Annotated in this window: 17 protein-coding genes; 8 read left to right on the top strand and 9 right to left on the bottom strand. The window is 68.7% G+C overall.

Translation table 11 applies throughout. The annotated features are described in order from the left end of the window. Window positions 1-149 precede the first annotated feature (149 nt). Window positions 150-917: an IclR family transcriptional regulator gene (locus RGE_RS13645; RefSeq protein WP_014429002.1), complete on the top strand. Its 768-nt coding sequence runs from the start codon at window positions 150-152 to the stop codon at window positions 915-917. Between the two features lie 47 nt (window positions 918-964). Here the strand turns inward: RGE_RS13645 and pbpG are convergent, their stop codons facing one another. From pbpG to RGE_RS13675, 6 genes are all read right to left on the bottom strand, one after another. Further along, the gene (gene pbpG / locus RGE_RS13650) at window positions 965-2,029 is read right to left on the bottom strand and encodes a D-alanyl-D-alanine endopeptidase (protein WP_232504931.1); all 1,065 of its coding nucleotides are present in this window, start codon (window positions 2,027-2,029) and stop codon (window positions 965-967) included. A gap of 182 nt (window positions 2,030-2,211) precedes the next feature. Beyond that, window positions 2,212-3,753, bottom strand: a complete 1,542-nt coding sequence (locus RGE_RS13655) for a 2-isopropylmalate synthase (protein WP_014429004.1) — start codon at window positions 3,751-3,753, stop codon at window positions 2,212-2,214. A 198-nt stretch (window positions 3,754-3,951) separates the two neighbouring features. Next, complete coding sequence (pssA, locus tag RGE_RS13660; RefSeq protein WP_014429005.1) at window positions 3,952-4,788, bottom strand: CDP-diacylglycerol--serine O-phosphatidyltransferase; 837 nt, start codon at window positions 4,786-4,788, stop codon at window positions 3,952-3,954. Window positions 4,789-4,892: 104 nt separating this feature from the next. Then, window positions 4,893-5,909 carry a ketol-acid reductoisomerase gene (ilvC, locus tag RGE_RS13665; RefSeq protein ID WP_014429006.1) on the bottom strand — a complete coding sequence of 339 codons (1,017 nt, stop codon included), beginning with the start codon at window positions 5,907-5,909 and terminating at the stop codon, window positions 4,893-4,895. 92 nt (window positions 5,910-6,001) lie between these two features. Beyond that, the gene (gene ilvN / locus RGE_RS13670; RefSeq protein ID WP_009859042.1) at window positions 6,002-6,493 is read right to left on the bottom strand and encodes an acetolactate synthase small subunit; all 492 of its coding nucleotides are present in this window, start codon (window positions 6,491-6,493) and stop codon (window positions 6,002-6,004) included. A 165-nt stretch (window positions 6,494-6,658) separates the two neighbouring features. Next, window positions 6,659-8,431 (bottom strand): acetolactate synthase 3 catalytic subunit, encoded by a 1,773-nt coding sequence (locus RGE_RS13675; protein ID WP_014429007.1) that lies wholly within the window; start codon window positions 8,429-8,431, stop codon window positions 6,659-6,661. Between the two features lie 251 nt (window positions 8,432-8,682). On the opposite strand from RGE_RS13675, the gene RGE_RS13680 reads away from it, so the two are divergent. From RGE_RS13680 to RGE_RS13705, 6 genes are read left to right on the top strand one after another with little or no spacing between them, the layout of a single operon-like run. Then, window positions 8,683-9,249 (top strand): RNA polymerase sigma factor, encoded by a 567-nt coding sequence (locus tag RGE_RS13680; protein WP_014429008.1) that lies wholly within the window; start codon window positions 8,683-8,685, stop codon window positions 9,247-9,249. After that, on the top strand, window positions 9,246-9,668 hold the full coding sequence (locus RGE_RS13685; protein ID WP_014429009.1) for a DUF3619 family protein: 423 nt from the start codon (window positions 9,246-9,248) through the stop codon (window positions 9,666-9,668). The genes RGE_RS13680 and RGE_RS13685 overlap by 4 nt, the downstream gene beginning before the upstream one ends. Then, window positions 9,665-10,375 (top strand): DUF3106 domain-containing protein, encoded by a 711-nt coding sequence (locus tag RGE_RS13690; RefSeq protein WP_014429010.1) that lies wholly within the window; start codon window positions 9,665-9,667, stop codon window positions 10,373-10,375. Before RGE_RS13685 ends, RGE_RS13690 begins: the two co-directional genes overlap by 4 nt. A gap of 9 nt (window positions 10,376-10,384) precedes the next feature. Continuing rightward, window positions 10,385-10,906 (top strand): RDD family protein, encoded by a 522-nt coding sequence (locus tag RGE_RS13695; RefSeq protein WP_014429011.1) that lies wholly within the window; start codon window positions 10,385-10,387, stop codon window positions 10,904-10,906. 4 nt (window positions 10,907-10,910) lie between these two features. Beyond that, the gene (locus RGE_RS13700) at window positions 10,911-11,336 is read left to right on the top strand and encodes a diacylglycerol kinase (protein WP_014429012.1); all 426 of its coding nucleotides are present in this window, start codon (window positions 10,911-10,913) and stop codon (window positions 11,334-11,336) included. 13 nt (window positions 11,337-11,349) lie between these two features. Further along, window positions 11,350-11,952: an LOG family protein gene (locus RGE_RS13705; RefSeq protein WP_014429013.1), complete on the top strand. Its 603-nt coding sequence runs from the start codon at window positions 11,350-11,352 to the stop codon at window positions 11,950-11,952. Window positions 11,953-12,030: 78 nt separating this feature from the next. Here the strand turns inward: RGE_RS13705 and glnK are convergent, their stop codons facing one another. After that, window positions 12,031-12,369 (bottom strand): P-II family nitrogen regulator, encoded by a 339-nt coding sequence (gene glnK / locus RGE_RS13710; protein WP_014429014.1) that lies wholly within the window; start codon window positions 12,367-12,369, stop codon window positions 12,031-12,033. A gap of 39 nt (window positions 12,370-12,408) precedes the next feature. Then, entirely contained in the window at window positions 12,409-14,067 is a 1,659-nt protein-coding gene (locus RGE_RS13715; RefSeq protein WP_014429015.1) for an NAD+ synthase, read from the bottom strand. A 15-nt stretch (window positions 14,068-14,082) separates the two neighbouring features. On the opposite strand from RGE_RS13715, the gene RGE_RS13720 reads away from it, so the two are divergent. Next, a complete protein-coding gene (locus RGE_RS13720; RefSeq protein ID WP_043784100.1) occupies window positions 14,083-15,270 on the top strand; it encodes a GNAT family N-acetyltransferase in 1,188 nt (395 codons plus the stop codon). An 18-nt stretch (window positions 15,271-15,288) separates the two neighbouring features. Here RGE_RS13720 and ppa read toward each other — a convergent pair whose 3' ends face one another. Then, window positions 15,289-15,831 carry an inorganic diphosphatase gene (gene ppa, locus RGE_RS13725; protein WP_014429017.1) on the bottom strand — a complete coding sequence of 181 codons (543 nt, stop codon included), beginning with the start codon at window positions 15,829-15,831 and terminating at the stop codon, window positions 15,289-15,291. Window positions 15,832-15,919: the final 88 nt, after the last annotated feature.

Consider the following 15,919-nt stretch of genomic DNA (forward strand, 5'->3'; position numbering starts at 1 on the left):
CCGGCGCCGCAACCCGGCGCGGTGCACCCCCGCCCGCCGCATGCACCGGCATGGCGCGCGGCGTCACAACAACGTGACGCGCTTCTCGACACGCAAACCGCCCTTCCGCGATGCAAAATCGGCGCATTGATGCCCGCCTGCCGCTTTTCATGACGACCAAGGATCAGCAGACCCCGACCATCCAGGTGCTCGAGCGCGCGTTCGCGCTGCTCGACATGCTGGCCGCACACCCGGACCCGGTCTCGCTGAAAGAGATCAGCGAACGCACCGGACTGCATCCTTCGACCGCGCACCGCATCCTCAACGACCTGACGATCGGCCGCCTCGTCGACCGCCCGCAGGCCGGCAGCTATCGGCTGGGCATGCGACTGCTCGAACTGGGCAACCTCGTGAAGGCGCGGCTGGACGTGCGCGACGCGGCGCTCGGCCCGATGCGCGAGCTGCACAAGCTGACGCACCAGCCGGTCAACCTGTCGGTGCGCCAGGGCGACGAGATCGTCTACATCGAACGCACCTACAGCGAACGCTCGGGCATGCAGGTCGTGCGCGCCGTCGGCGGCCGTGCGCCGCTGCACCTCACCTCGGTCGGCAAGCTCTTCCTCGCCCACGAAGACCCGCAGCGCGTGCGCACCTATGCGACGCGCACCGGCCTGACCGGCCACACGCGCAACAGCATCACCGACGTCGCCCGCCTGGAGCGCGAACTCGCCGCGGTGCGCGCCCAGGGCAGCGCACGCGACGACGAAGAGCTGGAGCTGGGCGTGCGCTGCATGGCCGCCGGCATCTACGACGACCAGGGCAAGCTGGTGGCGGGACTGTCGGTGTCGGCGCCGTCCGACCGGCTCGAGGAAGGCTGGCTGGAGAAGGTGCGCACGACCGCGGCGCAGATCTCCTCAGCGCTCGGCTACCGGGGCTGAAACGAAAAAGCCGGCGGGGAGACCGCCGGCTTCGTCCAGACGGACGCTCAGTTGCTGAGCGAGGCGGGCTTGACGCCCGATTGCAGCACCGGCGAGCCGTCGCTCGTCAGCCACTTGCGGATGCGCTCGGCGTCGCCGATGCGCGAGTACTTCCCGGCCGAGTCGAGCAGCACCATGATCAGCTTGCGCCCGGCGAGCTGGGCCTGCATCACCAGACAGCGGCCGGCCTCGGAGATGTAGCCGGTCTTCTGCAGGCCGATGTCCCAGCTCGGGTTGCGCACCAGGCCGTTGGTCGTGTGGAACTGGAGCTGGCGGCGGCCGACGGCGACGCTGGCGTCGGTCGAGGTCGTCAGCTCGCGCAGGATCGGGTGCTGGTAGGCGGCCTTGACGAGCACGGCGAGATCGCGTGCGCTCGACTGGTTGTTGCTGGACAGGCCGGTCGGCTCGACGTAGCGCGTGTCGTGCATGCCCAGCAGCTGCGCCTTGGCGTTCATCGCCTGCACGAACGCCGGCAGGCCGCCCGGATAGTGGCGGCCCAGCGCGTTGGCGGCGCGGTTCTCGGAGGACATCAGCGCCAGGTGCAGCATCTCGCCACGCGTCAGCTGCGTGCCGACGAGCAGGCGCGAGCTGCTGCCCTTCTCGGTGTCGACGTCGTCCTGGGTGATCGTCAGCACGTCGTCGAGCGACTGGTGGGCCTCGGTGACGACCAGGCCGGTCATCAGCTTGGTGATCGACGCGATCGGCAGCACGGCGTGCGGGTTCTTGCTCAGCAGGACCTGGTCGGTGTCCTGGTCGATGACGAGCGCGACGCTGGACTTCAGGTCCAGTGGATCGTCGGTGCGGTGCAGGCCGTAGATCTGGCCGAACGAGGCCTTGGCGGGCTCGATGGCGACGACGACCGGCTTGTGCGGCGCGACCTTGGCGACGGTGCGTGCCGGGACGACCTTGGTGCTGCGCACCGGCGTCTTGCTGCGGGTCTTGGCCGAGGCGGCGTTGCGCGCAGCGCCGGTGGCCGGCTTCTTGGCGGTCTTGGCGGCCTTCGCCTTGTTGCTGGCGCTCTCCGCATGGGCCGAAAGAGGCAGCGCACCGATGGCGGTGAGAGCTGCCGTCACGAACGCGGCTGCTGCCAGCCGTTTGAAACTACCGAACCAGCCCACTGAATACCTCGGAGAGAATGCGCCAGAGTGTAGATCACTCGAAGAACATGCGCAAGATCAAGAACTTGCGCATGATTCCTCAAGTGAGCGTCGCAGGAGCCGTGCCAGGCCCCCACAGCGCATCGCCCCGGGGACCCTCAGCTTTGCGCCGGGACACGCTCGGCGTTGCTCTGCAGCTTGCTCAACGCCGCGAGGTAGGCCTTCGCCGACGCGACGACGATGTCCGGATCGGAACCCACCCCGTTGACGATGCGCCCGCTGTGCTGCAACCGAACGGTCACCTCGCCCTGGGATTCTGTGCTGCCCGAGGTGATCGCATTGACCGAATAGAGCACCATTTCGGCGCCACTGCAGACCTTCGACTCGATCGCCTTCAGCGTCGCGTCGACCGGGCCGTTGCCTTCGCTCTCGACGCGGTACTCGACGTCGCCGGCAGCGAACGCGATCGTCGCGTGCGGACGCTCGCCGGTCTCGGAGCGCTGCGCCAGCGACAGCAGGCGGTAGTGCTCCTGCACCGCGGTGACGCTCTCGTCGCCGACCAGGGCGATGATGTCCTCGTCGAAGATCTCGCTCTTGCGGTCGGCCAGATCCTTGAAGCGCGCGAAGGCGGCGTTGACCTCGGCTTCGGAGGCCATCTCGATGCCGAGCTCCTGCAGCCGCTGCTTGAACGCGTTGCGGCCCGAGAGCTTGCCGAGCACGATCTTGTTGGCCGTCCAGCCCACGTCCTCGGCACGCATGATCTCGTAGGTGTCGCGGGCCTTCAGCACGCCGTCCTGGTGGATGCCGCTGGCATGGGCGAAGGCGTTGGCGCCGACGATCGCCTTGTTCGGCTGGACGACGAAGCCGGTGGTCTGGCTGACCATGCGCGAGGCCGGCACGATCTGGTGGGTGTCGATGCCGACGTCGAGGCCGAAGTGGTCGCGGCGGGTCTTCACCGCCATCACGACTTCTTCCAGGCTGCAGTTGCCGGCGCGTTCGCCCAGGCCGTTGATCGTGCATTCGATCTGGCGCGCGCCGCCGATCTTCACGCCGGCCAGCGAGTTGGCCACCGCCATGCCCAGGTCGTTGTGGCAGTGCACCGACCACACCGCCTTGTCGCTGTTGGGCACGCGCTCGCGCAGCATGCGGATGAAGTGGCCGTAGAGCTCGGGGATCGCGTAGCCGACGGTGTCGGGGATGTTGATCGTCGTCGCGCCTTCGGCGATGACGGTCTCGATGACCTGGCACAGGAACTCGGGGTCGGAGCGGTAGCCGTCCTCGGGGCTGAACTCGATGTCATCGCAGAGGTTGCGCGCGAAACGCACCGCCAGCCGCGCCTGCTCGAGCACCTGCTCGCGCGTCATGCGCAGCTTCTTCTCCATGTGCAGCTCGCTGGTGGCGATGAAGGTGTGAATGCGCGAACGCGCCGCCGGGCGCAGCGCCTCGGCGGCGCGCGAGATGTCGCGGTCGTTGGCCCGCGCCAGCGAGCACACCGTCGACTCGCGCACCGCCTGGGCGATGGCGCGCACGGCCTCGAAGTCGCCGTTGCTCGACGCCGCGAAACCGGCCTCGATCACGTCGACACGCAGGCGCTCGAGCTGGCGGGCGATGCGCAGCTTCTCGTCGCGCGTCATCGAGGCGCCGGGAGACTGTTCGCCGTCACGAAGCGTGGTGTCGAAGATGATGAGCTTGTCGGTCATGGTCGTGCCTTTGCGAGAGGTTGGAGTCGCAAGCAGCTTGGAAGACGGAAATGAAAAACGGCCCGCTGCGTTGCGCTGGCGGGCCGTTGATCGGGAAAAGGACGGACGAAGACGATCAGCGCACCCGCGGTTGGGCTAGCGCTAGCAGGATGAAGGCTTGGATCGTCGTCACGCGGCGAATGTAGCACAGGCCCGTGCTCACGGATGCAGGCCCTTCTCGTCGGGATCGTCGGTCGAGGTCGAGATCACGCTCGCCGGCTGGCCCTTGAAGCGCCGCCAGGCGAATACCGCGTAACCCGACAGCCCGTAGAGCACAAAGACACCGAACAGCACGCGCGGCGGGTCGAGCGCGATCAGCGCGATCGCCAGCATCACCGCGACCAGCACGACGAAGGGCACGGTGCGCCGGCCGCCGATGGTCTTGAAGCTGTAGAACGGCGCGTTGGTCACCATCGACAGCCCGGCGTAGAGCGTGACGGCGAACGCCGTCCATTCGAGCCAGGAGATCGAGTAGACGTCGCGAAAGCCCGCATCGTCGAAGACCCAGACCATGCCGACGACCAGCGCCGCGGCCGCCGGGCTGGGCAGGCCCTGGAAGAAGCGCCGGTCGACGACGCCGATGTTGACGTTGAAGCGCGCCAGCCGCAGCGCGGCGCCGGCGACGTAGACGAAGGCCGGGATCCAGCCCAGCTTGCCCAGGTCCTTCAAGGCCCAGACGTAGACGATCAAGGCCGGCGCGGCGCCGAACGAGACCATGTCCGAGAGGCTGTCCATCTGCTCGCCGAAGGCGCTCTGCGTGCGCGTCATGCGCGCCACGCGGCCGTCCATCGCGTCGAGCACGGCGGCACAGAAGATCGCGATCGCGGCGGCCTCGAAGCGGCCGTTGATCGCCATCACGACGCCGTAGAAGCCGGAGAACAGCGCCGCCAGCGTGATCGCGTTGGGCAGCACGTAGAGGCCGCGGCGCGGCCGGCGTGCGACAACGGCGTCGACCTCGACGTCATCGTCGCCGGGAACCTGGGTATCGTCGGTCATCCGGTCGAGGATAACCGCGGCCGGGGCCGAGCGCGGCCCCGGGGGTTTGAGCGGCGGCGACGGCCCCGCGTGTCTCGCACGCGGGGCTGCCGTTCAAGGCCGCGTCAGTTGCGGGACTTGTCGACCAGCTTGTTGGCCTTGATCCACGGCATCATCGCGCGCAGCTTCTCGCCGACGACCTCGATCGGGTGCTCGGCGGTCAGGCGGCGGCGCGAGGTCAGCGTCGGGGCGCCGGCCTTGTTCTCGAGGATGAAGCTCTTGGCGTACTCGCCGGTCTGGATGTCCTTGAGCGCCTGGCGCATGGCGTTCTTGGTGTCTTCGGTGACGACACGCGGCCCGGTCACGTACTCGCCGTATTCGGCGTTGTTCGAGATCGAGTAGTTCATGTTGCCGATGCCGCCTTCGTAGATCAGGTCGACGATCAGCTTCAGCTCGTGCAGGCACTCGAAGTACGCCATCTCGGGCGCGTAGCCGGCTTCAACCAGCGTCTCGAAGCCGGCCTTGATCAGCTCGACGGTGCCGCCGCAGAGCACGGCCTGTTCGCCGAACAGGTCGGTCTCGGTCTCTTCGCGGAAGCTGGTCTCGATGATGCCGGCCTTGCCGCCGCCGTTGGCCGCGGCGTAGGACAGCGCCAGGTCGCGCGCCTTGCCCGACTTGTCGGCGTGCACGGCGATCAGGTGCGGCACGCCGCCGCCCTGCTTGTAGGTGTTGCGCACCGTGTGGCCCGGGGCCTTGGGCGCGACCATCCAGACATCGAGGTCGGCACGCGGCACGACCTGGTTGTAGTGCACGTTGAAGCCGTGCGCGAACGCGAGCGACGCGCCTTCGCGGATGTTCGGCTCGACGTCGTTGGCGTAGACGCTGGCGATCTGCTCGTCGGGCAGCAGGATCATGACGACGTCGGCGGCCTTCACGGCCTCGGCGACCTCGGCGACCTTCAGGCCGGCGGCTTCGGCCTTGGCCCAGCTCGCGCCGCTACGGCGCAGGCCGACGGTGACCTTGCAGCCGCTGTCGTTCAGGTTCTGCGCGTGGGCGTGGCCCTGCGAGCCGTAGCCGATGATGGTGACGTTCTTGCCCTTGATGAGGCTCAGGTCGGCGTCCTTGTCGTAATAGACCTTCATGGGGTTCTCCGTTCTCTAGTCAGACGCCCGGCCGCGAATGGCCGGGCAGGTTTCCGGGCGATGGGCGGCCGTGCGGCCGCCGGGGCGCCGCCTCAGATGCGCAGGATTCTTTCGCCGCGGCCGATGCCGCTGGCGCCGGTGCGCACGGTTTCCAGGATCGCCGCGCGGTCGATCGCGACGAGGAAGGCGTCGAGCTTGGACGAGTCACCCGTCAGCTCGATCGTGTAGCTCTTCTCGGTGACGTCGATGATGCGGCCGCGGAAGATCTCCGCCATGCGCTTCATCTCCTCGCGTTCCTTGCCGACGGCGCGCACCTTGATGAGCATGAGCTCGCGCTCGACGAAGCTGCCTTCGGTCAGGTCGACGACCTTGACGACCTCGATCAGCCGGTTCAGGTGCTTGGTGATCTGCTCGATGACGTCGTCGCTGCCGGTGGTGACGATGGTCATGCGCGACATCGACGGGTCTTCGGTCGGCGCGACCGTCAGGCTCTCGATGTTGTAGCCGCGCGCCGAGAACAGCGCGACGACACGGGACAGGGCGCCGGCTTCGTTCTCGAGCAGCACCGCGATGATGTGTTTCATGGTCTTCGTCCTTGCGTGGATCCCCGAGCCTGCGGCGGTAACCGCCGGCCCTTCACCACGCCGTTGGATCGTTGGAAAGATGCAGTCCGCAGGGGTTCGCGGCAGCGGCTGCGGCAGCCGGCGGCGGCGCGGTAACGCCGTCGCCGCCGACGCGGCCCGTGCCGGTCACAGGTCTTCGGACTTGAGCTGCATCTCGCTGATGCCCTTGCCGGCGTGCACCATCGGCCACACGTTCTCGGTCGGGTCGGTGCGCACGTCGATGAACACGGTGCGGTCCTTGAGCCGCATCGCCTCCTTCAGCGCGCCTTCGACGTCGGCTGGCCGGTCGACACGCAGGCCGACGTGGCCGTAGGCCTCGGCGAGCTTGACGAAGTCGGGCAGCGCGTCCATGTAGCTGTGCGAGTAGCGGCCGCCGTAGATCAGCTCCTGCCACTGCCGCACCATGCCCAGGTAGCGGTTGTTCAGCGAGACGATCTTCACCGGCGTCTTGTACTGCAGGCAGGTCGACAGCTCCTGGATGCACATCTGGATCGAGCCTTCGCCGGTGATGCAGAAGACGTCCGACTCCGGCTTGGCGAGCTTGATGCCCATCGCGTACGGCAGGCCCACGCCCATCGTGCCCAGGCCGCCGGAGTTGATCCAGCGCCGCGGCTCCTCGAAGCCGTAGAACTGCGCCGCCCACATCTGGTGCTGGCCGACGTCGGAGGTGATGTAGGCATCGCGACCGCGCGTCAGGCGTGCCAGCGTCTGCACCACCATCTGCGGCTTGATGACCTCGTCGCTGGGCTCGTAGGCCAGGCACTCGCGCTTGCGCCACTCGTTGATCTGGCCCCACCAGGAGGAGATCGCCACGGTGTCCGGGCGTTGGTGCGACTCCTTGAGCTGGGCGATCAGCTCCTGCAGCACGTCCTTGACGTCGCCGACGATCGGGATGTCCACGCGCACGCGCTTGGAGATCGACGAGGGGTCGATGTCGACGTGGATGATCTTGCGTTCGACCTGGGCGAAGTGCGCCGGGTTGCCGATGACGCGGTCGTCGAAGCGCGCGCCGACGGCCAGCAGCACGTCGCAGTGCTGCATCGTCATGTTCGCTTCGTAGGTGCCGTGCATGCCGAGCATGCCCAGGAACTTCGGGTCGCTGGCGGGAATCGCGCCCAGGCCCATCAGCGTGTTCGTCACCGGGAAGCCGAGCAGGTCGGCCAGCTGGCGCAGCTCCTGCGACGCTTCGCCGAGCACGACGCCGCCGCCGGTGTAGATGTAGGGGCGCTTGGCCTGCAGCAGCAGCTGCACGGCCTTGCGGATCTGGCCGCTGTGGCCCTTGCGCACCGGGTTGTACGAGCGCAGCTCGATGGTCTGCGGGTACTGGAACGGCGCGGTGTTCAGCGAGACGTCCTTGGGCACGTCGATCACGACGGGGCCCGGACGGCCGGTGCGCGCGATGTGGAAGGCCTTCTTGATCGTCGAGGCCAGGTCGCGCACGTCCTTGACGAGGAAATTGTGCTTGACCACCGGGCGCGTGATGCCGACGGTGTCGCACTCCTGGAAGGCGTCCATCCCGATCGCGGCCGTCGGCACCTGACCGGTGATGATGACCATCGGGATCGAGTCCATGTAGGCCGTCGCGATGCCGGTGACGGCGTTCGTGACACCCGGGCCCGAGGTGACGAGGGCGACGCCGACGTCGCCGGTGGCGCGGGCGTAGCCGTCGGCGGCGTGCACCGCGGCCTGTTCGTGCCGGACCAGGACGTGCTGGATGCTGTCCTGCTTGTACAGCGCGTCGTAGATGTAGAGAACCGATCCGCCGGGATAGCCCCAAAGGTACTTGACCCCTTCGGCCTGCAGGCTGCGAACCAGGATTTCAGCGCCGTTGAGCACGGCGGGAGGAGAAGACGGTTGTGCCGATGCGGCACGCTTGACTTCCGCGGCGGAGATGTCCATTTCCGAACCTTTGCGAATTTCTCTGACGAAAATCGATCGGTGCTCCTCCTCGCGCCCTCGTGAGGCGGACTCGGAACTGCGCGCGGTCTGAGAACTGACGTCCGGGTCGGACGAGAGCGAGACCCAAAAGAGCGTTGTGCGAACATGGATTATGCACCGCCTCCGGGCGCCGCCCCGCCCGGGTGCCCGGGCCGCGCCCGAGTGCATAATCCGGCGCGCCCGAACCCGGGGTGCTGCTCCCCGTCCGCGCGTTGGCATCCGATAAAGAACTTTCCGATTTCCTGAAGAGCGTCGAGCGACGCGCGTTCAAACGCGCGGCTTTCGCCGTACGCGACGAGGATGCCGCGCTGGACATCGTCCAGGACGCGATGATCCGGCTGGCCGAGAAGTATCCGGACCGGCCGGCATCGGAGTTTCCGATGCTCTTCCAGCGCATCCTGTCGAACGCGACGATGGACTGGTTCCGGCGCCAGAAGGTCCGCAACGCCGTCGTCCAGAACCTGTCGGACCTCGAAGGCGACGACGAGGACGGCGACTTCGACCTGCTGGAGACGCTGCAGGCTGTCGAGAACTCGCTGGGCACCGAGAGCGCCGCCGAGGCCGTCTCGCGGGACCAGATCTTGCGTCTCATCGAGCACGAAGTGGCCGGGCTGCCCGACCGTCAACGCGAAGCCTTCCTCTTGCGTTACTGGGAGGAGTTCGACGTAGCCGAAACCGCGGCGGCGATGGGGTGTTCCGAGGGCAGTGTGAAAACCCACTGCTCGCGCGCCGTCCATGCCCTGGCCAAGGCCCTTCGTCTCAAGGGAATCGCGCCATGACTCAAACCAGCTTCACCGACGCGGACGTCCTGCGCGCGCGCATCGCGGCGCGCATCGCAGCCGGCTTGACCGAGCGAGCCGACGATCTGCCCCACGACATCTCCGAGCGCCTTCGCATCGCCCGTGAGCAGGCGCTGACGCGCGCCCGCGCCGTGCGCCAGGAGGCCGCCGCCGAGTCGATCGTCGCCGTCTCCGGCGGCGCTGCCGTGCGCGGCGGCCCGCCCTGGTGGCAGCGTCTGGCCGTCGTGCTGCCGCTGGTCATGCTCGTCGCCGGTCTGGTGCTGATCCGCGAGCACGACCACCGCGAGCAGGTCTTGGCCGCCGCGGACATCGATTCCGTGCTGCTGGCCGACGACCTGCCGCCGGCCGCCTATTCCGATCCCGGGTTCGCCGAGTACCTGAAGACGCAGCAACCGTGAGCTTTCGCCCGGCCGTCATCGCTGCCGTCGTGATCGCGGCCGTGTTCGCCACGGCCGCGCCGGTGTTCGCTGCCGAGTCGGGCCCCACCTGGGCCCAGCTCTCGGCGGCGCAGCGCCGAGCGCTCGCGCCGCTGCAGCAGGACTGGCCGAACCTCGACGCCACCGGCAAGGAACGCTGGCTGAGCGTCGCCGCGCGCTTTCCGAAGCTGAGCCAGGCCGAACGCCAGCGCGTGCAGGAGCGCATGGCCGCCTGGACGCAGATGACACCGTCGGACCGCGCCCAGGCCCGGTTGCAGTTCCAGCAGGCGCGCCAGTTCTCGCCCGAAGACCGCCAGGCGCGCTGGGAGGCGTACAAGGCTCTCCCGGACGACCAGCGCAAGCAGCTCGCCGAACGCGCCAAACCGCCCAAGCGTGCCGCCTCGCGCGTGCGCGACGACGAGGACGACGACGACGGCAAGCCCAAGCGCAACATCGTCGCCACGCCGCGCCCGCAGGCGCCCAAGGCGGTGGCACCGGCCGTCATCCAGGCCGCGCCCGGCGCGACGACGACGCTGATCACCTCGCAGCCTTCGTCGCCGGCGCACCACCAGTCCGGCATGCCCAAGATCATCGCCACCGACGGGTTCGTCAATCCGGTGACGCTGCTGCCCCGTCGCGGACCGCAAGGCGCTGCGGTACGCTCGCAGGCTGCTTCGGAACCGCGCTGACCCGTCTCGATGATCGTCCTGCCTCCCGCCGAGGGTGAACACCCCACCCCGGCGCTGATCCGCCGCCTCGCCTGCTTCGTCTACGAAGGCATCCTGCTCTTCGGCGTCGTCATGGCCGCCGGGCTCGTCTATTCGCTGGCGACCAACCAGCGCAGCGCCCACCAGGGCCAGTTCGGCCTGCAGGTCTTCCTGTTCTTCGTCTTCGGCCTGTACTTCGTCTGGTTCTGGAGCCGCACCGGCCAGACGCTGGCGATGCAGACCTGGCAGATCCGCCTCGTGCAGCGCGACGGCCAGCCGGTCTCGGTAGCGCGGGCGCTGGGGCGTTACCTCGTCTGCTGGATCTGGTTCCTGCCTTGGCTGGCCATCGCCCATTTCGCCGGCCTGCAAGGCAATGGCCAGGTCTTCGGCCTGCTGATGCTGGGCGTGGTGCTCTGGGCCGTGCTGTCGCGCCTGCACCCCGATCGCCAGTTCTGGCACGACGCACTCTGCGGAACGCGCCTGATCGCCTGGCGCTCCAAGCCCAAGGACTGAGGCCGTGACTCCGAGCAGCCCACCCCCGCCGCTGGAGCGGCACCACGAAGCCGCCGCCAACCCGCACAAGGGCCGCACCGGCCTGGACCGCATCCTGCGGGCCACCGGCTACTCGGCGGCCGGCCTCAGCGCCGCGTTCCGCGGCGAAAGCGCGTTCCGGCAGGAAGTCTTCGCCGCCGTCGTCATGCTGCCGGCGGCGTTCTGGCTCGGCAGCGGCTGGATCGAGGTCGCGCTGCTGGCCGGCAGCGTCGTCATGGTGCTCGTCGTCGAGCTGCTGAACTCGGCGATCGAGGCCGTGGTCGACCGCGTCGGCCTCGAACTGCACGAGCTGTCCAAACGCGCCAAGGACCTGGGCAGCGCTGCCGTCATGCTGTCGCTGGTGCTGACCGGGGCGATCTGGCTGGGCGCGCTCTGGCAGCGGTTCGCCTGAGACAATCGGCGCGATGAACGACATCGCGCCTCCCCCTCCCTTCACCGTCTGCGTCTACTGCGGCTCGCGCCACGGCCAGCGCGCCGCCTACACCGAAGCCGCCCGCGTGCTCGGCCGCGCGATCGGCGAGCGCGGCTGGCAGCTCGTCTACGGCGGCGGCAAGGTCGGCCTGATGGGCGAAGTCGCCGATGCGGTGCTGGCAGCAGGCGGCCGCGTCGTCGGCGTGATCCCCGAGTCGCTGATGAAGCGCGAGGTCGGCCACCGCGGCCTCACCGAGCTGCACGTCGTGCCGACGATGCACAAGAGGAAGCAGATGATGGCCGAGCGTGCCGACGCCTTCATCGCGCTGCCGGGCGGCATCGGCACGCTGGAAGAGCTGTTCGAGGTCTGGACCTGGCGCCAGCTGGGCTACCACGACCAGCCGATCGGCCTGCTCGACGTCGACGGCTTCTACGAAGGCCTGCTGGCCTTCATGCGCCGCACCGTCGAAGAAGGTTTCCTGTCCGAAGCCCAGCAGGCGGTGCTGCAGGTCGAACGCGACCCGCTGGCGCTGCTGGACCGGCTGGCGACGCTGGCGCATCAGGCCGGCGGCCCGGACCATTTCGGCCGCATCTGAGGCCACCAAGAACAACGGGGCACCGCTCGCGCGGGGCCCCGTCGTCCTGGACAAAGCCCGGCCGCGGCCGGGCAGGCCTCAGACCGCCGATTCGTCGGTCTCGCCGGTGCGGATGCGCACCACCTGGTCGACCGAGGTGACGAAGATCTTGCCGTCGCCGATCTTGCCGGTCTTGGCGGCCTTGACGATGGCGTCGATGCAGCGGTCGACGTCGTCGTCCTTGACGACGACCTCGATCTTCACCTTGGGCAGGAAGTCGACGACGTACTCGGCGCCGCGGTAGAGCTCGGTGTGGCCCTTCTGGCGGCCGAAGCCCTTGACTTCGGTGACGGTCAGACCGGAGACGCCGACCTCGCCCAGGGCTTCGCGGACTTCTTCGAGCTTGAACGGCTTGATGACGGCGGTGATCTGCTTCATGCGGGTAGCTCCGGGGAAAGACGTTGGACTGACGGGAATTTAAGCACGGAACCTCGACGTGATGGGGTACCGCCAGTCGCGCCCGAACGCCCGATGGGTGATGCGGATGCCGACCGGCGCCTGACGCCGTTTGTACTCGTTGATCTTGATGAGCCGGGTGACGCGTTCGACGTCGGCGCGCGCGAAACCGGCGGCGACGATCTGCTCGACGCTCTGGTCGTCTTCCATGTAGCGCGCCAGGATCGCGTCCAGCACCTCGTAAGGCGGCAGGCTGTCCTGGTCAGTCTGGTCCGGGCGCAGCTCGGCCGAGGGCGGGCGCGTGATGATGCGCTGCGGGATCACCTCGGCGCCCTGCGTGTTGCGCCAGTTCGCCAGGCGGTAGACCAGGGTCTTGGCGACGTCCTTGATGACCGCGAAGCCGCCGGCCATGTCGCCATAGAGCGTGCAGTAGCCGGTGGCCATCTCGCTCTTGTTGCCGGTGGTCAGCACGATGGCGCCGGTCTTGTTCGACAGCGCCATCAAGAGCGTGCCGCGGATGCGCGCCTGCAGGTTCTCTTCGGTCGTGTCCTCGGCCAGCCCGGCGAACTGCGGCGAAAGCGCGGCGCGGAAGGTGTCGAACATCGGCGCGATGTCGATCTCGTCGTAGCGCACGCCCAGGCGCGCAGCCATGTCGCGGGCGTCGATCCAGGAGATGTCGGCGGTGTACGGCGAGGGCATCATCACCGCGCGCACCTTGTCGGCGCCGAGCGCGTCGACGGCCACCGCCAGCACCAGCGCCGAGTCGATGCCGCCGGACAGGCCGATGATCGCGCCGGGAAAGCCGTTTTTGCCCAGGTAGTCGCGCACGCCGGTGACGAGCGCGTCCCAGGCCTGGCGTTCGAGGCCCGGCGCCGCGGCGACCGGGCCGCTGGGGCGACCGTCGGCGTCGAGATCGACGATCAGCAGATCCTCGGCGAAGGTCGCGGCACGCGCCGCCACCTCGCCCGAGGCGTCGAGCGCGAACGAGGCGCCGTCGAAGACGACCTCGTCCTGGCCGCCGACCAGGTGCGAGAACAGCAGCGGCAGGCCGACGTCGCGCGCGCGCTCGGCCATGCGGGCCTGGCGCTCCTCGGCCTTGCCGAGATGGAAGGGCGAGGCGTTGAGCACGCACAGCACCTGGGCGCCGGCGTCGCGCGCCAGACGCGCGGGCTCGTCGAACCAGGCGTCCTCGCAGATGACGACGCCGAAGCGCCGGCCTTCGCAGTCGAAGACCAGCGGCGGCAGGCCGGCGTCGCGGCCGGAGACGAAGTAACGGCGCTCGTCGAAGACCTGGTAGTTGGGCAGCTCGCGCTTGCAGTAGGTGGCCTGCACGCGTCCCTGTGCCAGCAGCGAGGCCGCGTTGTAGCGCTGCTGCACGGTCACGGACTTGGTCCTAAGATCGCCGCGCTCGCCGAACTGATGCGGGTGCCCGACGACCAGATGCAGCCCTTCGCAGTCTTGCAATGCCTCGGCCAGCGCCGCCAGCGCCTCGGCGCAAGCGTGCATGAAAGCCGGACGCAGCAGCAGGTCCTCGGGCGGGTAGCCGGTCAGCGCCAGCTCGGGGGCCAGCACCAGGCGCGCACCCTGCGCGTAGGCGCGGCGCGCGGCGTCTTCGAGGCGACGGGAGTTGCCGGCGAGATCACCGACGACGGCGTTGAACTGGGCCAGCGCGACCTTCATCGACGGCTCCGCTGAATGTCACGAGGGCTCACGGGATCGGATTATCACATCGGGGTCGAGACCGACCCCGCTCGCCTGGACGCGCAGGCCTGGAACGCGTTGCTGGCGAGCCAGCCGGCACCGACGCCCTTCCTGCGCCACGAGTACCTCGCGGCGCTGCACGAGTCGGCAAGCGCGGTTCCCGCAACGGGCTGGACCCCACGTTTCCTGACCCTGCACGACGACGGCGGCGGACTGGTCGGCGCCGCGCCGCTGTACCTGAAGACCCATTCCTGGGGCGAGTACGTCTTCGACTGGGCCTGGGCCGACGCCTATCGCCGTCACGGGCTGCGCTACTACCCCAAGCTGCTGGGCGCGGTGCCGTTCACGCCGGTACCGGGAACCCGGCTGATGGCACGCGACGACGCGGCGCGCGAGGCCCTGGTGGCGACGATCCGCGAGTTTGCCGACGAGGCCGGGCTGTCCTCGGTCCACGTGCTCTACGTCGACGACGCCGACCGTGCGGCCTTCGAGCGCGCCGGCTGGATGCTGCGCGAGAACCTGCAGTTCCACTGGACCCGCGACGAAGCGCAGCCGGTGGCCGACTTCGACGCCCTGCTCGCCCGGCTGCAGCGCGACAAGCGCAAGAAGATCCAGCAGGAACGCCGCCGCGTCGCCGAACTCGGCGTCGAGTTCAGCGTCCACGAGGGCGAGGCGATCGACACCGGGCTGTGGGACTTCTTCCATCGCTGCTACACGCTGACCTATGCGGCGCACCAGTCGACGCCCTACCTGACCCGCGATTTCTTCGCCCGCATGCAGACGACGATGGCGCCGCACTGGCTGATGTTCGTCGGCCGGCGCGAGGGCCGGCCGGTCGCGGCCTCGCTGGTGGCGATCGACCGCGGCAGCGGCGCCGCCTGGGGCCGCTACTGGGGCGCGGTCGAGCCGCTGCCCTTCGTGCACTTCGAGGCCTGCTACTACCAGCCGCTGGCCTGGTGCCTGGCCAACGGCTTCCGCCGCTTCGAAGGCGGTGCCCAGGGCGAACACAAGATGGCGCGCGGCCTGCTGCCAGTGCGCACGAGCTCGGCGCACTGGCTGCGCGACCCGCGTTTCGCCGGGGCGGTGGCCGAGTTCCTGGCGCGCGAAGGCGAAGGCGTGGCCGCCTGGGAGGACGAGCTGCGCGAGCGCAGCCCGTTCAGGCGAGGACCGGGCGGCGGCTGAAGCCGCCGCGGCCGGCGCTCAGGCGCCGGCGCGTTCCTTGGACCAGTTGGCCATGCCGGCGCGCACTTCGGCTTTCGCTGCGTCCGGGCCTTCCCAGCCCAGCACCTTGACCCACTTGCCTTGTTCGAGGTCCTTGTAGTGCTCGAAGAAGTGCTGGATCGCCTTCAGGCGCGCCGGGTTCAGGTCCTCGGGCTTCTGCCAGGACGAGTACAGCGACAGGATCTTGGTCGTCGGCACGGCCAGCAGCTTGTTGTCGCCGCCGGCTTCGTCGTCCATCTTCAGCATGCCGATCGGGCGGCAGGTGACGACGACGCCGGGAATCAGCGGCACCGGGGTGATGACAAGCACGTCGACCGGATCGCCGTCGTCGGCCAGCGTGTTGGGCACGTAGCCGTAGTTGCACGGGTAGTGCATCGCCGTGCTCATGAAGCGGTCGACGAACAGCGCCCCCGAGTCGTGGTCGACCTCGTACTTGATCGGGTCGCCGTTCATCGGAATCTCGATGATGACGTTGAACTCGTCGGGCGCCTTGGCGCCGGGGGTCACGTTGTGCAGGCTCATGCAGCGGTCTCGGGCAAGAGGAGAGAAAGAGAGAGGAGAGCGAGAGAAAGATCGGGGCGCGATTCTAGGCGCCACGCTTGCCCTCGCC

This window comes from Rubrivivax gelatinosus IL144 (assembly GCF_000284255.1).
GTDB classification, from domain to species: Bacteria; Pseudomonadota; Gammaproteobacteria; order Burkholderiales; family Burkholderiaceae_C; genus Rubrivivax; species Rubrivivax gelatinosus_A.